The following is an 18,776-nucleotide window of genomic DNA, read 5'->3' as shown; positions in this document are numbered from 1 at the left end:
ACAGATGAATACGCAATTACAGGTGGAGCATCTCAGCAAAACCTTCGTGTTACATAACCAGAACGGCGTACGCCTGCCGGTGCTGCATGACGCCAACCTGACCGTCGGGGGCGGGGAATGCGTGGTGCTGCATGGCCACTCCGGCAGCGGTAAATCCACGCTGCTGCGCTCGCTCTACGCGAATTATCTGCCCGACCAGGGGCAAATCCTGGTGCGGCATCAGGGGCAATGGCTGGATATCGTCCGGGCCGAAGCCCGTGAAATCCTGGCGGTGCGCCGTCATACCGTCGGCTGGGTCAGCCAGTTTTTGCGGGTTATCCCCCGGGTCAGCGCGCTGAACCTGGTGATGCAGCCGCTGCTGGAACTGGGCGTCGACGGCTTGCAATGCCGGGCGCGCGCCGAGGCGCTGCTGGAGCGGCTTAACGTGCCGCAGCGCTTGTGGCATCTGGCGCCGTCCACTTTTTCCGGCGGCGAGCAGCAGCGGGTGAATATCGCCCGCGGCTTTATCGTGGATTATCCGGTATTGCTGCTCGATGAACCTACCGCCTCCCTTGACGAGCGCAACAGCATGGCGGTGGTGGGGCTGATCGAGCAGGCCAAGCAGCGCGGCGCCGCGATTGTCGGCATCTTCCATGATGAAGAGGTGCGCCGGCGGGTCGCCGACCGGCTATATGATATGCAGCCGCCGCAGCCCGTGGAGAACCGCGCATGATCATTAATAATGTCCGCCTGGTATTGGCCGATGAAATCGTCGACGGTTCGCTGGAAGTGCGCGACGGCGCGATCCGGAACTTTGCCGCGGGCGCCAGCCGGCTGCCGCAGGCGCTGGACGGCGAGGGCGGCTGGCTGCTGCCCGGCTTAATCGAGCTGCATACCGACAATCTGGATAAATTTTTTACTCCCCGGCCGAATGTCGACTGGCCGGCCCATTCGGCCATGAGCAGCCATGACGCGTTAATGGTCGCCAACGGCATCACGACCGTACTGGACGCGGTGGCCATCGGCGATGTGCGCGACGGCGGCCACCGCGCGGGCACCTTGCAAAAAATGATCGATGCGATCATCGCTACCCGGCATTCGGGCATGACCCGCGCCGATCACCGGCTGCACCTGCGCTGCGAACTGCCCCATGACAGCACGCTGTCGCTGTTTGAGCAATTAATGGAAAAACCCGGGGTTTCCCTGGTGTCATTAATGGATCATTCACCGGGCCAGCGTCAGTTTGTCTCGCCGGTGAAATACCGGGAATATACCCAGGGCAAATACCATCTCACCGACCGGCAGATGGACGAGTATGAAGAACAGCAAATCGCCCTGTCGGCGCGCTGGGCCGCCCCGAATCGCGCGGCGATCGCCGCCCATTGCCGCCAGCGCGGCATTACCCTGGCCAGCCATGACGACGCCACCCTGGAGCATGTGCTGGAATCCCGCGATCTGGGCAGCGCCATCGCCGAGTTCCCCACCACCGAAGAGGCGGCGCTCGCTTCCCATCAACTGGGTTTGCAGGTGCTGATGGGCGCGCCGAATATCGTGCGCGGCGGATCTCACTCCGGCAATGTGGCGGCGCATCATCTGGCGACGCTTGGCGTGCTGGATATTCTGTCTTCCGACTATTACCCGGCCAGTCTGCTGGACGCGGCGTTTCGCATCGCGGCGGATGAGACCAATACCTTTAGCCTGCCGCAGGCGGTGATGTTGATGACCGGTAATCCGGCCCGGGCGCTGGGACTCGCCGATCGCGGCCAGATCGCCGAAGGCAAGCGCGCCGATTTGGTGCTGGCCCATCGCCATAACGGCCATGTTTATGTGAAAAATGTGTGGCGGCAAGGGCGGCAGGTATTTTGATGGGGCGCTTAATTTATCTGATGGGACCGTCCGGCTCGGGCAAGGACAGCCTGCTGGCGGCGCTGCAACGCCTGCCGGAACAACCGCTGACCGTGGCGCATCGCTATATTACCCGGGCGGCGGGCGCCGGCGGGGAAAATCACATCGAGCTGAGCGACGCCGTGTTTACCCACCGGCGCGAGCGGGGGCTGTTCGCCCTCGACTGGCAGGCGCATCAGCTGCGCTACGCGCTGGGTATTGAAATCGATCTCTGGCTGCTGCGCGGCGTGGACGTGATTGTCAACGGTTCGCGCGCGCACCTGGCCCAGGCGCGGCGGCGGTATGGGGAACAACTGATGCCGTTATGCCTGGCCGTGGCGCCGGGGGTGCTTAACCAGCGGCTGCGCCAGCGCGGCAGGGAAACCGCCGGTGAAATCGAAGGGCGCCTGGCCCGCGCGCGGGAGTACCAACAAGACTTGCCCTTGGATTGTCTTATTCTCAACAACGACGGCCCGCTGGCCGATACGCTCAAAACGATGCTGGCCCTGTTGCCGCCGCCGGCAACCCTGCCCGCATCACACCCACGGGACTCCCAATCATGACCAACGCAGCGCAACCCAAAATCGGCAATAACGTGATCTTAAACCACACCCGTCTTGGCCAATACGTGCATTTGGCCGATGACGCCATTTTAGAAGAGGTCGACTTCGGCGATTATTCCTATACCGCCGGACATAACCAGATTTATTACGCCACCATCGGCAAATTCGTTTCCATCGCCACGTATGTGCGGGTCAATCCCGGCAATCACCCCACTTATCAGCGTATCGCCCAGCATCATTTTACCTACCGTGGTTCCGAATATGATCTGGGGGAGGATGACTTGGCGTTTTTCGACTGGCGGCGCGAGCAGCACGTGACCATCGGCCACGACGTCTGGATCGGCCATAACGCGGTGATTATGCCTGGAGTGACCATCGGCAACGGCGCGGCGATTGGCAGCGCGGCGGTGGTGACCAAGGATGTGGCGCCCTATACCATCGTCGCCGGGGTCGCGGCCAAACCCATCGGCCAGCGTTTTCCCGACGCGCTGATCGAACGAATCGAGCGCAGCCAATGGTGGCATTGGGATCATCGGACCCTGCAAGAACGTATGGGGGCATTTCGCGATATCGAAAGCTTTGCCGAACGCTATTTACCCTGATTGCGTCTTTCTCGGCGCGCGCGGGCCGGGCGGCAGCCGCGGGAAGCGCCGTGGCGGCGGGATCATCCCCGCCGTATCGGTTATTGAATACGAAAAAGTTTCATTGGCATAATATTCTGCCGGGTTTAATTAACGATCGCTTGGAAAGTGATATTCACTAGTTATATATAAAGAAATATCAGAAAACGCCGTTATTAGTTAGGCAGCGATCTCGCTGCTTAGTCTGTGGGTACCCTGATATGTTAAAAACAACTCAATCCCGCTTTATCGCTTTGATCAGCTTGTTTTTTATTGCGCTGGTCGCGGTCACCGTGGTGGTCATCCAAATCTCCGTCGCGCCCAAACTGAGACAGACCGAAAGCGCCATGGTCGCCAACCAGGTCGCCGATGTCGCCGTGGCGATCAACGATCGCCTGATCAAGGTGGAATCCCAAGTGCGCAGCATTACCCAGACCGTGGCGCAGATGGACAGCGACGCCATAGACCGGCTGTTGCCCGCCCTGGTGGATCAATATGGCGACAGCGCCGTCTTTGGCGGCGGCATCTGGCCGTTGCCGAACCAGCGCGATCCCGCCAAAGTGAAGTTCAGTACCTTTTTTGCCCGCGACAAGTCCAATCAATTGACGGTCAATACGTTCTGGAACAGCGCCGAGTCCGATAATTATTTCGATCAGTCATGGTATCTGGCCGCCTCCAAGGGCGAAAAAGGCCGGTGCGCATGGGCTCCGGCCTATTTTGATGATGCCAGCACCGAACCGCGCACCAACTGCGCCATGCCCATCTATAAGGGCGATAAGCAGTGGGGCGTCGCCACCATCGACATTACGCTGGGCTTTTTCAACCAGTTGGTGACGGCGATGGAAAACAAAGTGCACGGCACCATTTATATCGTTGAACAGGATGGGACCATCGTCGGCACCAGCCATGCCGGCAACGATAAATTGCCAAAACTGGCCTCCCTGGGCGAGCAGTCGCCGCTGGCGCTGCAAATCCGCAAAAGTCTCGATCGCATCAAAGACAGCCCGAGTTTGGTTACCGACTACGACCATGACGGCACGTCGCATACCTTATTTATGAGTAATATCACCGGGCCATGGTTTATCGCCACCGATATGCCCACCAGCCAGTTGCTGACCCGCACGCATGGCATTCTGGCCAGCCTGGGCATGGTGCAAATACCGCTGGTGCTGCTGCTGCTGGTCGTGTTGATCGCGGCGATTAAAATCTTTATGCGCCGGCTCGCGGCGCTGAATAAAAATATCAGCCAGCTTTCCGCCGGCGGCGCGGATTTAACCCAGCGCCTGCCGCAAAGCAGCAGCCCGGAATTCAATCAAATCAATCACAGCTTCAATGAATTTCTGCAATTTTTGCAAACCATCCTCCGGCAAGTGGGCGACAGCAGCCTGGCGATTGCGTCGGCGTCCCGCCAGATCGCCAGCGGTAATCTGGATTTATCCGCCCGCACCGAAGAGCAGGCCAGTTCCATAGAAGAAACCGCCGCGTCCATGGAGCAGCTGACCAGCACGGTGAAACAGAACACCAAAAACGCGGAAGGGGCGAATCATCTGGCGCGCGACGCCTCCGCGGTGGCCCGGAAAGGATCGGCGGTGGTCAAAAACGTGGTGGAGACCATGGGGTCCATTACCCGTTCCTCCCATAAAATCGTCGATATTATCAGCGTGATCGACGGCATCGCCTTCCAGACCAATATTCTGGCGCTGAACGCCGCGGTGGAAGCCGCGCGCGCCGGCGAACAGGGCAGGGGATTCGCGGTGGTGGCCTCCGAAGTGCGCAACCTGGCGCAGCGTTCGGCCACCTCGGCCAGGGAAATTAAAAAGCTGATCGAAGATTCGGTGGCCAATATCGCCACCGGCAGCCGGTTGGTATCCACGGCGGGAAACACCATGGATGAGGTCATGGCCGGCGTGAATAACGTGGCGACATTAATGAATGAGATCATGTCCTCCAGCCAGGAGCAAAGCCTCGGCATCGAACAGGTCAATGTGGCCATCGCCCAGTTGGATAACACCACGCAGCAAAACGCCGCGCTGGTGGAGCAGCTATCGGCCTCGGCCCAGGCGATGCAGGATCAGACCGTTCAGTTGGAAACCGTGGTGGCGGGATTTAAAATCTGACTGGCCTAACCTGCGGGGTGAACCATCGCGCGGTAAGTGTGCAAGCGCTTACCGCGATTTATTTAATCAAGACGGATCTTCGGCCATATACGTGGCTTCGCCAATTTCCACCCAACGTTTGACCGGTGCGCCGGTGGACCGCAAGAACCAGGCCTGCGCCAGGGCAATCGGCGCATCAATATCCCATTCGCCGTGTACCAGCAGCACCGGTACGCGGATATCCGCCGGGTCGTAAAACGGCTTGCCGGCCGATCGGTAGGCGCGGATATCCTCAATCGGGCCATTATTGGCCCGCAGCGACTGCCTGGCCCGCAGTTCGCCGTCAGGTTCCGTACCCACCGCTTTTTCCAGCCAACCGGCCGGCGGGTATCAGATTGCCCTAAGTAATATCCTGGGCGTGCTGTATTCGGTCTGGCGCGGGAATAACGGTAAGCCGTTCTTTAGAGTAATGTTAACCGTTATCAGGCCATCGGTGCAGATTTACGGGGTGATAATCATCGTATTATCGCTGTTGGCGATCGCGCTGGCGCTGGCCAATCGGCAGCGGATGCGGGTAAGCCGGCTCTCGTCATGCGCCACTAAATAATTTGTTAACTAGGCGAAAACGCTACTTCCCACCCGCCAGATCGATAAAGCTACCCGTGACATATGACGCCTCATCGGACAACAGCCGCGCTATTGCCTGGGCGACCTCCTCAGGCTGGTCGCCGCGTTTCATCGGCAAAGTATCTTTTACGCGATCGGTGCCTCCGGTTCCCTTTGGCTAAAACGAGCGCGATATTGCGCCGGTGTGGTGGCGTACTGGCGGCGAAAGTAGAGTCGGAAGTTGGCGGCGCTGCCGAAACCGGCTACCTCGGCGATGCGCATGATGGTCAGGCTGCTCTCTTCCAACAGGCCGCGCGCTTTACTCAGCCGTTCGGCCATCAGCCAACGCGCCGGGGTGGTGCCGGTGGCATCCTTGAAACGGCGTAGAAAAGTGCGGGTGCTCATGCCGGCGGACCGGGCCAGCGCGGCGATGGGTGCCTGGGCGGGCAGGTCCCGGCGCAGACGATCCAGCAGCGGTCCGAGCCTGGCGCTCTCGTAATGACTCGGCACCGCCCGTTCGACGAACTGCGCCTGGCCGCCGTCGCGATGCGGCGGGATTACTAGCCGGCGGGCCACCATGTTGGCCTTGGCCGCGCCGAAGTCGCGGCGAACCAAATGAAGGCACAGATCGATGCCGGCCGCGCTGCCGGCGGCGGTCAGTACCTGGCCGCTATCGATATACAGCACGTCGGCCGCTACGCTGATATCCGGGTAGCGCGCAGCCAGTATTTCGCTGTAGCGCCAATGGGTGGTGGCGCGGCCGCCCTGCAACAGTCCGGCCTGGGCGAGGATAAAGGCGCCGGAACAGATGGAGAGTATCCGCGCGCCGCGCGCATGGGCCGTTCGTAGCGCTACGATCAGGTTATCGGGGGCCGGCCGGTCGATGCTGGTCCAGCCGGGGATGATTATCGTGCCGGCCTGTGCCAGCAATTCCAGCCCCCCATCCACCAGGACGCGGATGCCGCCGGCCGCGCGCAGCTCGCCGGGATCGGCGCTGGCAACCGCAAACCGATACCAGTTATCGCCCATCTCCGGCCGGCGCAGGCCGAACACTTCAACGGCAATGCTGAATTCGAAAGTGCAAAGACCGTCGTAGGCCAGCGCGACGACGGAGAGATTATCGAGGGATGATTTTGGCATGATTCAGATGTTATATGGCATTGCTGCCATCTTCCAGCAAAAGGTGACGCCGGCTTACTATAAGACCTAACCCAGAGGAGAATAAAATGAGCTATGTATCTGAAATTAAATCTGCTTCGCCGCAAGACGCGCGCGCCTATTTTGCCAAGCGCCTGACGCTGGAAACCGACTGCGCCGATGTGCATGCCTCCATGGCGGCCGATGAGATGGATTTCGTGCTGTTGCAGGTGATCGGCCAGCCGGAAGCGTTCAAGCGGCGGCATATTCCCGGGGCGCTGCATCTGCCGCATCGGTATATTACCGAGCAGCGGATGGCGCAATGGCCGACGGATACGCTGTTTGTGGTGTATTGCGCCGGTCCGCACTGTAACGGCGCCGAGCGTGGGGCGTTGAAGCTGGCGGAACTCGGCCGGCCGGTCAAAGTGATGATCGGCGGCATCACGGGCTGGGAAGATGAGGGTTTTGCCTTCGCGAGCGGCGAATAGTCTCGGTTAACGAGCTGGCGACCCCGCCTCTTAACGCGGGAAACCAGCCTTCAGGCTGGTTTTTTATATGCGGTTTGGCTAGAGGTCGCTGCCCGGGCGCGAAGAAAGTCCATCTTCCCGCGCCGACCCGGACGTATCCAGTTGCGGCGCTCGTATTCTTATAGATATGGGTAAGGATGTACGGGCAAGGATGGCGTCGATTTCGTCTGCTCCGCTCAATACGGCGATTAAAGCCGGTTAATCATGTCAATTTCATCGGGACGTAAGGTCAGCACCGAGACGCCGGAGGCTGTGACCGCAACGGTATGTTCAAACTGTACGGAGAGCGACCCGTCTCTCGTCATCACGGCCCATCCGCCAGCCCCCGTTTTTACGCTGCGTCCGCCTTGATTCAGCATCGGTTCGATAGTGAAAACCATACCTTCACGCAGGACGAGGCCGGTTCCCCGCTTGCCATAATGCAAAATCTGCGGCTCCTCATGCATCTCGCGACCGATGCCATGACCACAAAATTCACGCACAATAGAATAACCGCCTCGCTTTGCATGACGTTCGATTGCCCAACCTATATCACCCAACTGCGCGCCTGGACGAACCGTCTGGATGCCTTTCCACAGCGCCTCATACGTAGTCCGTACCAGTCTTCGGGCACTCAGATCAACCTCGCCAACAAGATAGGTTTTACTGGAATCGGCAATATAACCGTTCTTTTCAAGCGTAATGTCGAAATTAACGATGTCGCCATCGCGCAGTACATCTGATTGGGATGGGACGCCGTGGCAGACCACATCATTTATGGAGGAGTTCAATACGAACCCATAGCCATATTGCCCCTTGCTGGCTGGCCGTGCCTGGAGGTTTTTAACAATAAATTGCTCTACGGCGTGGTCTATTTCCAAGGTCGACATACCGCGGAGCGGGATTTGGTCAAGCATTCCAAACACGCAGGCCAATAGTCGTCCTGATTCGGCCAGCAACGCCAGTTCCCGAGGTTGCTTGGTCATGACCCACTCACCGCCAGCGGCTCGGCAGAAACACCTGCACTACTCAACTCACGCTTCATGATCTCATTGAAACTAAGCGTAGGATTGGTCTCGCATAACATCCCTACCTTGATCCAGTAGGCGGCCTGAGCATTGATTGAACGTAATGATACATTGGTGGCTCTGCGTACCTGATCGTGCAAATCATCATCAATATTGACCAGACCCATAATTATCTCCGTATGTGATTCATATATGCATCATATGCGTTTCGTAATTAAAAACCAAGGTCAACGACAGATGCAGTCGGCTAAAAGAGGCCGGGTGCCGGCTGAGTTTCCACAGGTATTAAATAAGCCCCGGCAACGGGGCTGCGTTCAGCCGAGGGGCGAACCGGCGCCTGGCGAGAGGGTCTGGACCTCGACCCGCACGATCTGCGACATGTCGAAGCCGGCCATGTCCTGCGCGAAGCCTGGACTCGCCATGTAGGCACGGATAGCCTGTTCGGGGTCGGTGCCTTCAGCGAAGCGGAGCAGAGCCACCACTTCGCGGGCATTCTCCGCAACTGTGAAAAAGCCCTCGGTGGCGATACCCGATACGCCAAGGCTGGCGACGTGGGCGCGCCAGATCGCCAGGTAAGCGATGGCGGCGTTTTCGGACGCCAGAAAGTAACGGCGCAGGTGGTAAGTAGCCATTTGACGATCCTCTATGTGTCGATAGTCCCGGAAATGGAACACGCCATCCGGCGCGTCAGGATGCGGCGTGAAGATGTTTCCACACCGCGCCGTAAGTACCCAGCTCGCTGAAACCGCCATCGGCGGCGAGATCGACGCCGGTGATGAAGCCGGCGGCGTCGCTGGCGAGAAACAGGGCCACCTCCGCCATCTCCTCGGGCCGGCCCGCGCGGCCTAAGGGCGTCAGCTCAACCAACTCGCGAAATAGCGTACCGGCCGGGTCCATCATCGGCGTTGCTACTACGCCGGGATGGAGCGCGTTGACGCGGATGTTGGCGGGCGCAAGCTCGATCGCCGCCGATTTGGTCAGACCGCGCACTCCCCATTTGGACGTGGAATAGCCAGCGACCGGATGGCCCATGATGCCGGCGGTGGAGCCCAGGTTGACAATGCTGCCGCCGCTGCCGCGCTTCATCAGCGGCGCGCACGCCTGTATGCCAAGAAACTGCCCCGTCAGATTGACGTTCAGCATGAGATCCCATTCCTCCCGCGTCGTATCGGTGAGTGCGTGGCGAACGTTGGTGCCGGCGTTGTTAATGAGAATGTCGAGCCGGCCTGCCTGTGCCTCGATCTCGCCCACCACCCTCCGCCAAGCCCGGGCATCGGTAACGTCGAGACGGGCAAAGCTGGCGCCCGTACCGATCTCTGCGGCCAGTGCGCGGCCTTCCTCCTCCAGCACGTCGCACAGGAACACGCGCGCGCCTTCATGGACGAATAAGCGCGCCTCCGCCGCGCCTTGCCCGCGCGCGCCGCCCGTTATTAAAGCCACCTTGTGTTCAAGCCTGCCCATGTCATTGCTCCTTATTTTGCGTTATTCGCCCGATTTATCGGCGCAACCGCGCCGAGATGCCAAGGGATCACTATAATTGAGCAATTTTATTTGGATAATCTGCTTAATACTGCGAACATATCCAACCAGGAGTGTGAAATGGATCGATTAGAAAGCATGGCTGTGTTTGCCCGCGTGGCGGAAGCGGGCAGTTTTAGCGCGGCAGCCAGGATATGCGGGTTGTCCCCTACCATGGTTGCGAATCACGTTCAGGATTTGGAGCGCCGGCTCGGAACCAAGCTGATCCAGCGTACTACCCGCCGGCAAAGCCTGACGGAGGTGGGCCGGGCCTTCCTCGCCGACTGCCTGGACGTGCTTGCCCGCGTCGAAACCGCGGAGGATGCGGCGCGCGAGCGGCATAGCCGTCCCACCGGGCGCTTGCGGGTAAGTGCCGCCGTATCGTTCGGCACAACCGTCGTGACGCCGCTCGTTCGCGATTACCTCAGGCTCTACCCAGACGTGGAAGTTGACCTACGGCTAACCGATAGGGTCGTAGACCTGGCCGAGGAGGGCACGGAGGCCGCATTCCGATTCGGCGACCTGCCGGATAGCGGGCTGATTGCCCGCCCACTGCGCCCTTGTTATCGGCAGGTTTGCGCATCGCCCGACTATCTGGCGAAGCATGGCGTGCCGCTAACTCCAGCTGACTTGGCGCAACACCATTGCCTCCTGTTCCGCGATGGCGTTCCGCGCAATCGCTGGCAGTTCTCCGGCTTGCCGCCAGTCCCGGTGTCGGGCCGCTTCGTCGCCGATAATGGATCGGCCTTGCTGTCGGCGGTGCGAGATGGCTTAGGCGTGGCGCTGCTGGCGGATTTCGAAATAGCCGCTGACATTGCCGCGGGGCGTCTGGTCAGGCTGCTGGGCAATACCGCCACGCCGTCATGGCCACTGGCTCTCGTTCATTTGGCCGACCGGCGCATGACGGCCAAGCTGCGCCGGTTTGTCGACCTCGCGCTTCAACGGCTGGGGTGATCGGCCGCTGGACCTTCCGCCGCTGATATTGCTGCGATACGTTTTGCCCGCGCAAGACGTTTACCGACTCATTGAGGTGAGCGAATAATTGCCTGCGCGTTCGGCCAGCAGCCGGCGGGAACCAACAACGTTAGGACGGGATAGCGCAGGGGAGCCGTAGATATGGGTATCGAACCTTGTCCCAGCCGTTAAGCGGGTTTCTTTAATCCTTGTTTATCTTATCTTGCAGGCTATCGTACACATCCTCACGGCGATCGACGGTGATGACGGTGATAATGACGTGGACCTCGCCTTGATCATCCTGCTTAACTTGATAAACAAGTCGGTAACCATCTGCACGCAGTGTGAGTTTGTAGCAAAAATCTACGCCGGAGAGTTGGTTCTTGATCGAAGTTAGCGCTTCTTTGGATTCCGCGCGTTTTTTAAGCTGCTTTTTAAACTTTTCACGAACGTTGCCACCGAGCGCATCCCAATCCTTTTTTGCGGATTTTTTAAACTTAAGCTTGGTGTTGAATTCCTTTTCCGGCAATTATAAGTCCTCCCAACTGACCTCGATATCTTCCTCGTCGAGGCGGGAACGCACGACACGGGCCAACTGACGATCTTCAATGATTTCCAGCATTTTTTCGTACAGCGACGCGGGCACGCAATAGAATGCCGGTTTACTGTGATTCATAATCGCCACAGGGCGGCCATCGCCAGATTTAACGGTGGCTGTTGGATTTTTTTTCAGCTCGGAAATTGATGCCGAGCGATCGGCATAGATAGCAGTAGTCATAAATAAGACCTCAAAAAAGACCATATTTGAGGTCTTATTATAAACTCTGCCCTAGATTTGAGCAACCGCAAATGTAAGCGGGAATTAGTCAAGGGCCAGACGGCAAGAGCGTGCTCGGTTTGGCTTAAATCATGGTGCCGGACTCGGAATCAAATCCACGGCTAATACATTGTTTATTGGTTTGTATTACGGTGGCCGAACAGCCGCTTTTTCCGTTCAACGCCATCTGTTATGCCATTGTCCCGGTAGTGACCATGATCAAGTAATAGACTGGCGGGTATTCTATAATCGGAGTCGTTCACGATGGGGAATATGCCCTATGACAAGGGCTCCAGCGAGATCGCCCTGTTCGTCGATCCGTAATTCGTCATTTTCCGGCGCCGGCACGATCTCCTTCACCACTAAGGGTGAAAAGGATGAAGAAAAAACTGTGTGTGATCGGTCTGGCGGAGGTCGTCTGCGACGCCATGGGCGCGCGCTTGAGGTCGCTGATCGGTGAATACGCCGAGATCCTGTGCTGGTGCCTTGAGACCAGCGCAGATGCCCCGCCGCACGATTACGATCTATACCTCGCGACCTATCCCGGCACTTATGAATACGCCAGGCACGTTCTCCCGGCGGGCGCCACGATACTGCTGGCTGGCCGGTTCGTGAACCCGTCGAACTTCGACCAGCTTCTCGAACTGCCCAAGGGAACCCTTGTGCTGGCAGTCGACAACTCACGGGAGAGGGCGAACTATCTTATGCGGGAAATCGCCAGTTTCGGGGTCAATCATCTCAACATCATTCCGTATTATCCCGGCTGCCCCAAACCTGCGAACATGGACCAGGCGGTCGCCATCAGCGCTGGCAGAAAGAAAAGCGTTCCCGACAGCATGGGATTCATCGATCTCGGCGTGAGGGAAATCACCATCACGACCTATGCCGAAATCCTGCGGGCATTCTCCATTTCCGGCGACGTGCTCAACTCCATCGCCCATACCTATATGGATTCCGTGTTCGAGATGGCGCGGCGCAACAATAAACTCAGCACGCGCAGAAATACCATCATCAACAATATCGACGAGATCATCCTCGGCATTGACGAACAAGGCGTCATCATCTTCAAGAACCACGGCGCCGAAGGCCTGATCGCGAGCGTCGACAAGACCGGCGAACTGCGCTTCGAAGATGTCTTCACCGAATTGGAACGCCCCTTTTCGTACTATTACGATAACAGCAACGAGGAAATCGTCACCAAGATCAACCAGCAGTATTATGTTCTCCAGATCAGGCCGGTTGCCGAGCCGATCGGCGGAAATATCGGCGCGATTATCATCGTAAAACCGGTTAACCGGGTCCAGGAGCTGGAGAACAAGGTCAGGCGCAAGCTGAAGGGAACGGGACTCACGGCGAAATATTCCTTCACCAACATATTGGGTAAATCGCCGGCTATTCTCCAGGCGATTGAGATCGCCCGCAAATTTGCCGGCACCTCTCTGACCGTGCTGCTGGAGAGTGAGAGCGGAACGGGCAAGGAACTGTTTGCACAATCCATCCACCAGGCTTCCGCCTGTGCCAATGGCCCGTTCGTCGCCTTCAATTTTTCCGCGCTGCCCGAGAGCCTGGCTGAAAGCGAGTTGTTCGGATACGAGGAAGGCGCCTTCACCGGCGCGCGGCGCGGCGGTAAGCCCGGCCTGTTCGAACAGGCCCATAACGGAACGATCTTTCTGGACGAACTGGGAAACGCTTCGCTCGGCGTGCAGGCCCGGTTGCTCCGGGTGCTGGAGGAGCGGGAGGTGCGCCGCATCGGTGGCGAGCGGGTGCTGCCAATCTCCGTGCGCGTTATCGCCGCCACCAACGAAAGCCTCGGCGATATGATCCGCGCCAAGCAGTTTCGCAAGGATCTGTTTTACCGGATCTGCACCTGCCCCTTATACATTCCGCCGCTGCGTGAGCGCAAAGGCGATGTGCTGCTTCTGGCCAGGCATTTCGCCGAAACGCATCATTCCTATCACCTGAAATTCGATAAGGAACTGGAGGATTTCTGCAACGCCTACGACTGGCCGGGTAATGTGCGCGAACTGCAGAACATGGTTACCTATCTGTGCACGGTCGTGCCTCCGGGCCGCACCTGCGCCATCGCCGATCTTCCGCGCTATTTTCAATCGGCCAGCGACGCGTGCATAACGACGGGAAAGCCGCATGCTCCCCTCGCCGCCCTCCGCGAAGAACTCATGAAGAACGGCACGCTGGACGTCTGCAAAGAGATCTTAGCCCTCTATAGCGCGAAGATCCGAGGCCAGAACCTGGGGCGGGAGCCGGTGTTTAGCCTGCTGAAGAAAAACGACGACGGCATCACCTATCCCGCGCTGAGGCGCCATCTCGGCGTGCTGAAGCGCCACGGCATGCTGCGCGCCGGCTCAACTAAACAGGGCACTGAAATCACGCCTTTGGGCCGCGAATTTCTGGGCTATGTCAACGACGTAAAGATGTGAGCGACAGGCAAATGGGCCGGAGTACGGCCCGCCGGCGGCGCGGTTTGATTTGGATGGTTCAGGTCGGCCCAATATCCCAATAATTGCCAGAAAAATCTCTCACATTCTAATTTTCCCTGCTATTTCAATACGTTTTGAGTATGGCATGTCTCCTGCATAACGAGAGCATCAAGTAACCGCATCACACCTCACGGAGACTCCAGACATCATGACGTCAATTCAAAACAACCCTTTCGCCGCCATTCCGCCCGATATGGCCATGACACGGGACGCAGCGCGATTCGTCGAAACCGTCGCTTTCGACGATATGCCGGCGGAAGTACTGCGCATCGGCACCCGTTGCCTGCTCGACGGTCTTGCGCTGTACGTGGCCGGCTCCGACCATGAATGCGTAAACATCCTGGCCAAGATCGCAAAAGATACCGGCGGCAAGGGCGAAGCCTTGCTGCTCGGCGATCCCGGCGCCAAGGTGCCCGCGCCCATCGCGGCGCGCATCATGGGGACCGCCGGCCACGCGCACGACTGGGACGATTCCCAGGTCAGCCTCGATCCCGCTCACGTATATGGCCTGCTTACCCACCCGACCATACCTTCCCTCACCGGCGCCCTCGTCGCCGCGCAGTTACGCGGCGGCCTCTCCGGCAAGGATTTTATGCTGGCGTTTATGACCGGATTCGAAGTCGAGACGAAGATCGCGGAATGGATGCTGCCGCAGCACTACCGGCGCGGCTTCCATTCCAGCGGTACGGTCGGTACGTTCGGTGCATATGCGGCGGCGGCCAAGGTGCTTGGCCTGCAAGGCGACGCTCTGCGCTGGGGTTTCGGCATCGCCGCGAGCTTTGCCGCCGGTATCCGCGTTAATTTCGGTACCATGACCAAGCCGCTGCATGTCGGCCGTGCCTGTGAGAACGGCATTACCGCCGCCCTCCTCGCCGAAGCGGGTTATACCGCCGATCCCTCTGCGCTGGACGGGATCTGGGGGTTTTGCGCCGTGCTCGGCGGTGGCGTTTCGCGCGATAAGATCGCGCAAGGTTTTGGCCAGACCTGGAGCATCGACCGGCCGGGCGTAAGCATCAAGCCCTATCCCTGCGGCGTGCTGACCCACCCGTCCGCCGATTTGATGCTGAAGCTTATCAAGGACAATGACGTCAAGAGCGGCGAGGTTGAACGGATCGTGTTGCGTGCCGGCTCGAATATCCTGAACCCAATCCGCTACCCGATCGCGAAGAACCACCTGCAGGCCAAATTCTCCCTGCCGGCGATCCTGTCCATGATTGTGCTCAACGGCAAGGCCGGCAAGCGGGAATTCTCCGATGATTTTGTCGGCAGCGACGCCATGCAGGCCATGCAGCAACGTATCTCCTGCCTGTTCGATCCGGCCATTGAGGCTAAAGGCTTCAACAAGATGCGCTCAAGCATCGAGATCGTCCTCACTGATGGCCGCTCGATCCGGGGCGACGCCGACGAGCGCTACCGAGGCGGCCCCGACAATCCCATCACCGACGCCGAACTTGAAGTCAAGGTTTTCAGTTGCGCCGAAAATGTGCTCAGCGACGCCGCCGCCAAGCAGCTGATCGACCACGCCTGGAGGGTTCTGGACCTGAAGGACGCCACGATCCTGATGACGCTTCTGCACGAATAATTCAGCAATCCGGAGAGATGACCATGACGAACACTCAAAGTATTCCGGCAGGGCAAACGCCCACGAAAAATTTTCTCGCGATGTACTGGCCGCACCTGGCATGGGTCGGCACGTTCCTGGCCATATGGCTGATCCCAAGTCCAGAGGGCCTCGATCCCAAGGCCTGGCAGTTGTTCGCCATCTTCGTGGCGACAATCGTCGGTTTCATGACCAAACCCTATCCGATGGCCGTCATCGCCCTTACCGCCATCGCCGTGACGGGACTAACCCAGACGCTATCGCCGGCACAGACGCTGAGCGGCTTCAGCGATACGACGATCTGGCTTATTTGCAGCGCATTTTTTATTTCGCGGGCTTTCCTCAAGACCGGACTGGGCAACCGCATCGCCTATCTGTTCATGAGCAAGGTGGGTAAAACGCCCCTTGGCCTGGCCTACGCCACGACGTTGACCAATATCGTCCTGGCTCCCGTCATTCCTTCCAACACAGCGCGTCTCGGCGGCATCCTGTTCCCGCTGCAGTTGGCGATTTCCCTTGCCTACGACAGCGATCCGGCCAAAGGTACCGGCCGGCGCATCGGATCGTTCCTGATGTCCAACGCATTCCAGGGCAATCTGGTCATCTCGGCGATGTTCCTGACCGCCATGGCGTCCAACCCGCTGATGGTCGGTTTCGCCCGCGACGCCGGCGTGGATATCACCTGGGGTACCTGGGCCCTGGCGGGGGCCGTCCCCGGTTTCCTGTGCCTGGCCGTGCTGCCGCTGATCCTGATGGTGGTGTGGCCGCCCGAGATCAAGAAAAGCCCCGAGGCCGCGGCGCTCGCTAAAGAGAAGCTAACGGCGATGGGGAAGATTACGCGTAGCGAGTACATCATGCTCGGCGTGTTCGTCGGCTTGATCGGACTGTGGACCATCGGCGACATGCTTTTCAACGTCAACGCCACCATTGCCGCCCTCGTCGGCCTCGCCGTCCTGCTCTTGACCCGGGTACTGTCCTGGTCCGATCTGGCCGCGGAAAAGGGCGCCTGGAATACGCTCATCTGGTTTTCTGCTCTGGTCATGATGGCCAACTTCCTTAATAAACTCGGCCTCATTCCGTGGATGAGCGAGTTGCTGGCAGGCTACGTCGGCGGATTTAATTGGCACGCGGCTTTTATCCTATTGTGCGTGATCTATGTGCTTGCTCATTACTTCTTCGCCAGCGCGACGGCGCACGTGGCCTCCATGTATCCGGCATTCCTGGGCGTCATCCTGGCAGTTGGGACGCCGCCGGTGCTCGGTGTGCTGGGTTTGTGCTTCGCCAGTAATTTGATGGGCGGCATCACGCATTACGGACTGGGCTCCGGACCCATCTTCTACGACTCCGGTTATATCCCGCTGCGGCCCTTCTGGCTGCTCGGCCTGCTGTTCTGTGTCGTGTTCCTGACCATTTACCTGGGCATCGGCCCGATCTGGTGGCGGATGGTAGGCCTGATCTAATGGCGGCCTGCGCGTTAATACGATGATTTTCTTTTTTTTGATCCATACCTTTATAAGGAGTTCCAACATGAGCCAGTCCGCCACCTCGGACCTCAGCGTCAGCGAACGCTTTGCCCACAGCCTCGCCAAGGTCCGTTACGAAGATATTCCCGAAAAAACCCGCGGCATCATTCTCGATGATCTTATCGATTGTTTCGGCCTGATGATCTCCGGACGCCACGCCCTCTATGTGCGCCAGCTCATCGACAGTTGCGATCGGGACGGCGAATGCACCGCGCCGGGCCAGTCCAGGGCGCTTGATGCGGCGGGAGCGGCCATGGTGAACGGGGCCGCTATCCACGGCGAAGACTTCGACGATACCCTGGAAGGGTCCCCCCTCCATGTCGGATGCTTCACCGTCCCGGCTGTGCTGGCGGCTGCCGAGCGCTACAGTCTGAGCGGCAAGGACCTGATACTCGGCGTCGCCATTGGGATGGAAGCCGCCTGCCGGCTCAATGCCGTCGCGCCGGGCAAGATCCACGCGCAGGGCTTCCACCCCACCGCCGCAATCGGACCGTTCGGCGCCGCCGCCGGTGTCGCCGCCGCACTCGGCCTGAATCCACGGACCATGGCCAGCGCCTTCGGCGTCGCCGGCAGCCTCGCCTCGGGTATCATTGAATATCTGGCGGAAGGGGCGTGGACCAAGCGCCTGCATCCCGGCTGGGCTGCGCAGGCCGGCTATCGCGCCGTCCGCATCGCCCAGCAAGGTTTTCTCGCGCCGCGGCGGGTGTTCGAGGGCAAGCACAGCTTCTATCACGCGTTCGCGCCGACGGCGCAGCCCGCGTATGAGCACCTTACCCAAGGTGTGGGCGAGAACTGGCGGATCGATAATCTGACCTTCAAACCCTTTGCCAGCGGCACCATGACCCATCCTTATATGGATTGCATGATCCGTCTGGCGGCCGAGAACCACGATCCGGACGACATCGCCGATATCCTTTGCGAGACGAGCGACGGCTACGTCCATCGGCTGTGGGAGCCATTGGCGGAAAAGCATCAGCCCGGCAACGGCTATGCGGCCAAATTCAGCGTTCCTTGGTGCATGGCCATGGCCTATTTCGAGCAGGATGCGGGGCTGGCGCAATTCTCCGAGGAACTCGTCCACGATCCCAGGATCTTGCGGCTGGCCCAGAAGATCCGCTATGTCGTCGATCCGAACAACGAGTACCCGGCCAACTATACCGGCCACATCAAGGTCACCTTCCGTAGCGGCAAGGTGCGTGAAATCCGCCAGCCCTATATGCGCGGCAGTTCACGCGCCCCCCTGTCCCACGACGATCTGTTGCGCAAATTCCGCGGGAATATCATTTACGGCGGCTGGTCCCCCGCGATGGGAGAAAAGTTGCTGGATTTCCTGCTTGCAATGCCGGCCCACCGAGATCTCGCTGGATTGCGTATGTTCCGCTTATGAAACTCCACCCCGGGGGCAGGCCGGCCGGATCAAAGGTTACGGCCCGTTCCCTGTATAGGG

At 59.2% G+C, this 18,776-nt stretch carries 20 protein-coding genes and 1 pseudogene; 12 read left to right on the top strand and 9 right to left on the bottom strand.

Going from position 1 to position 18,776, the window contains the following annotated elements:
* Positions 1-4: 4 nt before the first annotated feature.
* The 5 genes from phnL to ACL2XP_RS22840 all read left to right on the top strand — a co-directional run bounded on the left by phnL (position 5) and on the right by ACL2XP_RS22840 (position 5,163).
* Positions 5-712 carry a phosphonate C-P lyase system protein PhnL gene (gene phnL, locus ACL2XP_RS22860; protein WP_413735545.1) on the top strand — a complete coding sequence of 236 codons (708 nt, stop codon included), beginning with the start codon at positions 5-7 and terminating at the stop codon, positions 710-712.
* Positions 709-1,845 (top strand): alpha-D-ribose 1-methylphosphonate 5-triphosphate diphosphatase, encoded by a 1,137-nt coding sequence (gene phnM / locus ACL2XP_RS22855; RefSeq protein WP_413735543.1) that lies wholly within the window; start codon positions 709-711, stop codon positions 1,843-1,845. Before phnL ends, phnM begins: the two co-directional genes overlap by 4 nt.
* Positions 1,845-2,426, top strand: a complete 582-nt coding sequence (phnN, locus tag ACL2XP_RS22850) for a ribose 1,5-bisphosphokinase (protein ID WP_413735542.1) — start codon at positions 1,845-1,847, stop codon at positions 2,424-2,426. Before phnM ends, phnN begins: the two co-directional genes overlap by 1 nt.
* Positions 2,423-3,028, top strand: coding sequence for an acetyltransferase (locus ACL2XP_RS22845; RefSeq protein WP_413735540.1), 606 nt, complete (start codon positions 2,423-2,425; stop codon positions 3,026-3,028). Before phnN ends, ACL2XP_RS22845 begins: the two co-directional genes overlap by 4 nt.
* Before the next feature lie 239 nt (positions 3,029-3,267).
* Positions 3,268-5,163 (top strand): methyl-accepting chemotaxis protein, encoded by a 1,896-nt coding sequence (locus ACL2XP_RS22840; protein WP_413735538.1) that lies wholly within the window; start codon positions 3,268-3,270, stop codon positions 5,161-5,163.
* Between the two features lie 66 nt (positions 5,164-5,229).
* On the opposite strand, the gene ACL2XP_RS22835 is transcribed toward ACL2XP_RS22840, so the two are convergent.
* Positions 5,230-5,502 (bottom strand): hypothetical protein, encoded by a 273-nt coding sequence (locus ACL2XP_RS22835; RefSeq protein WP_413735537.1) that lies wholly within the window; start codon positions 5,500-5,502, stop codon positions 5,230-5,232.
* Positions 5,503-5,611: 109 nt separating this feature from the next.
* Between ACL2XP_RS22835 and ACL2XP_RS22830 the strand changes: the two genes are divergently transcribed.
* Positions 5,612-5,749 (top strand): hypothetical protein, encoded by a 138-nt coding sequence (locus ACL2XP_RS22830; RefSeq protein WP_413735536.1) that lies wholly within the window; start codon positions 5,612-5,614, stop codon positions 5,747-5,749.
* A gap of 21 nt (positions 5,750-5,770) precedes the next feature.
* On the opposite strand, the pseudogene ACL2XP_RS22825 reads toward ACL2XP_RS22830, so the two are convergent.
* Together ACL2XP_RS22825 and ftrA are read right to left on the bottom strand one after the other, a co-directional pair.
* Positions 5,771-5,914, bottom strand: a pseudogene (locus ACL2XP_RS22825) (SDR family oxidoreductase); the annotation flags it as partial.
* The gene (gene ftrA / locus ACL2XP_RS22820; RefSeq protein WP_413735535.1) at positions 5,896-6,888 is read right to left on the bottom strand and encodes a transcriptional regulator FtrA; all 993 of its coding nucleotides are present in this window, start codon (positions 6,886-6,888) and stop codon (positions 5,896-5,898) included. The pseudogene ACL2XP_RS22825 and the gene ftrA, both read right to left, overlap by 19 nt.
* Before the next feature lie 86 nt (positions 6,889-6,974).
* Here ftrA and ACL2XP_RS22815 point away from each other — a divergent pair, with 86 nt between their 5' ends.
* Positions 6,975-7,373, top strand: coding sequence for a rhodanese-like domain-containing protein (locus tag ACL2XP_RS22815; RefSeq protein ID WP_413735534.1), 399 nt, complete (start codon positions 6,975-6,977; stop codon positions 7,371-7,373).
* A gap of 227 nt (positions 7,374-7,600) precedes the next feature.
* On the opposite strand, the gene map is transcribed toward ACL2XP_RS22815, so the two are convergent.
* The 4 genes from map to ACL2XP_RS22795 all read right to left on the bottom strand — a co-directional run bounded on the left by map (position 7,601) and on the right by ACL2XP_RS22795 (position 9,880).
* Positions 7,601-8,377, bottom strand: a complete 777-nt coding sequence (map, locus tag ACL2XP_RS22810; RefSeq protein WP_413735533.1) for a type I methionyl aminopeptidase — start codon at positions 8,375-8,377, stop codon at positions 7,601-7,603.
* The gene (locus ACL2XP_RS22805; RefSeq protein ID WP_413735532.1) at positions 8,374-8,586 is read right to left on the bottom strand and encodes a ParD-like family protein; all 213 of its coding nucleotides are present in this window, start codon (positions 8,584-8,586) and stop codon (positions 8,374-8,376) included. Before ACL2XP_RS22805 ends, map begins: the two co-directional genes overlap by 4 nt.
* Positions 8,587-8,733: 147 nt before the next feature.
* Entirely contained in the window at positions 8,734-9,051 is a 318-nt protein-coding gene (locus tag ACL2XP_RS22800) for an NIPSNAP family protein (RefSeq protein WP_413735530.1), read from the bottom strand.
* A 55-nt stretch (positions 9,052-9,106) separates the two neighbouring features.
* On the bottom strand, positions 9,107-9,880 hold the full coding sequence (locus ACL2XP_RS22795; RefSeq protein WP_413735529.1) for an SDR family NAD(P)-dependent oxidoreductase: 774 nt from the start codon (positions 9,878-9,880) through the stop codon (positions 9,107-9,109).
* Between the two features lie 138 nt (positions 9,881-10,018).
* Between ACL2XP_RS22795 and ACL2XP_RS22790 the strand changes: the two genes are divergently transcribed.
* Positions 10,019-10,891, top strand: a complete 873-nt coding sequence (locus tag ACL2XP_RS22790; protein WP_413735527.1) for a LysR family transcriptional regulator — start codon at positions 10,019-10,021, stop codon at positions 10,889-10,891.
* Positions 10,892-11,093: 202 nt separating this feature from the next.
* On the opposite strand, the gene ACL2XP_RS22785 is transcribed toward ACL2XP_RS22790, so the two are convergent.
* Complete coding sequence (locus ACL2XP_RS22785; RefSeq protein WP_413735525.1) at positions 11,094-11,420, bottom strand: type II toxin-antitoxin system RelE family toxin; 327 nt, start codon at positions 11,418-11,420, stop codon at positions 11,094-11,096.
* Entirely contained in the window at positions 11,421-11,669 is a 249-nt protein-coding gene (locus tag ACL2XP_RS22780; RefSeq protein WP_413735524.1) for a type II toxin-antitoxin system Phd/YefM family antitoxin, read from the bottom strand.
* A 416-nt stretch (positions 11,670-12,085) separates the two neighbouring features.
* Here ACL2XP_RS22780 and ACL2XP_RS22775 point away from each other — a divergent pair, with 416 nt between their 5' ends.
* The 4 genes from ACL2XP_RS22775 (at position 12,086) to ACL2XP_RS22760 (ending at position 18,716) form a co-directional block, all read left to right on the top strand.
* Positions 12,086-14,146 carry a sigma-54 interaction domain-containing protein gene (locus tag ACL2XP_RS22775; RefSeq protein WP_413735523.1) on the top strand — a complete coding sequence of 687 codons (2,061 nt, stop codon included), beginning with the start codon at positions 12,086-12,088 and terminating at the stop codon, positions 14,144-14,146.
* A gap of 208 nt (positions 14,147-14,354) precedes the next feature.
* Positions 14,355-15,788, top strand: coding sequence for an MmgE/PrpD family protein (locus ACL2XP_RS22770; RefSeq protein ID WP_413735522.1), 1,434 nt, complete (start codon positions 14,355-14,357; stop codon positions 15,786-15,788).
* Between the two features lie 23 nt (positions 15,789-15,811).
* On the top strand, positions 15,812-17,266 hold the full coding sequence (locus ACL2XP_RS22765; RefSeq protein ID WP_413735520.1) for an anion permease: 1,455 nt from the start codon (positions 15,812-15,814) through the stop codon (positions 17,264-17,266).
* A 67-nt stretch (positions 17,267-17,333) separates the two neighbouring features.
* The gene (locus ACL2XP_RS22760) at positions 17,334-18,716 is read left to right on the top strand and encodes an MmgE/PrpD family protein (RefSeq protein WP_413735518.1); all 1,383 of its coding nucleotides are present in this window, start codon (positions 17,334-17,336) and stop codon (positions 18,714-18,716) included.
* The last annotated feature ends 60 nt before the right edge of the window (positions 18,717-18,776 follow it).

This window comes from Sodalis sp. RH21, from assembly GCF_047324175.1.
In the GTDB taxonomy this organism is placed as follows: domain Bacteria; phylum Pseudomonadota; class Gammaproteobacteria; order Enterobacterales; family Enterobacteriaceae; genus Acerihabitans.
Note: the sequence above shows the minus strand (reverse complement) of the source record. Positions and strands in the feature narration are given on the sequence as shown.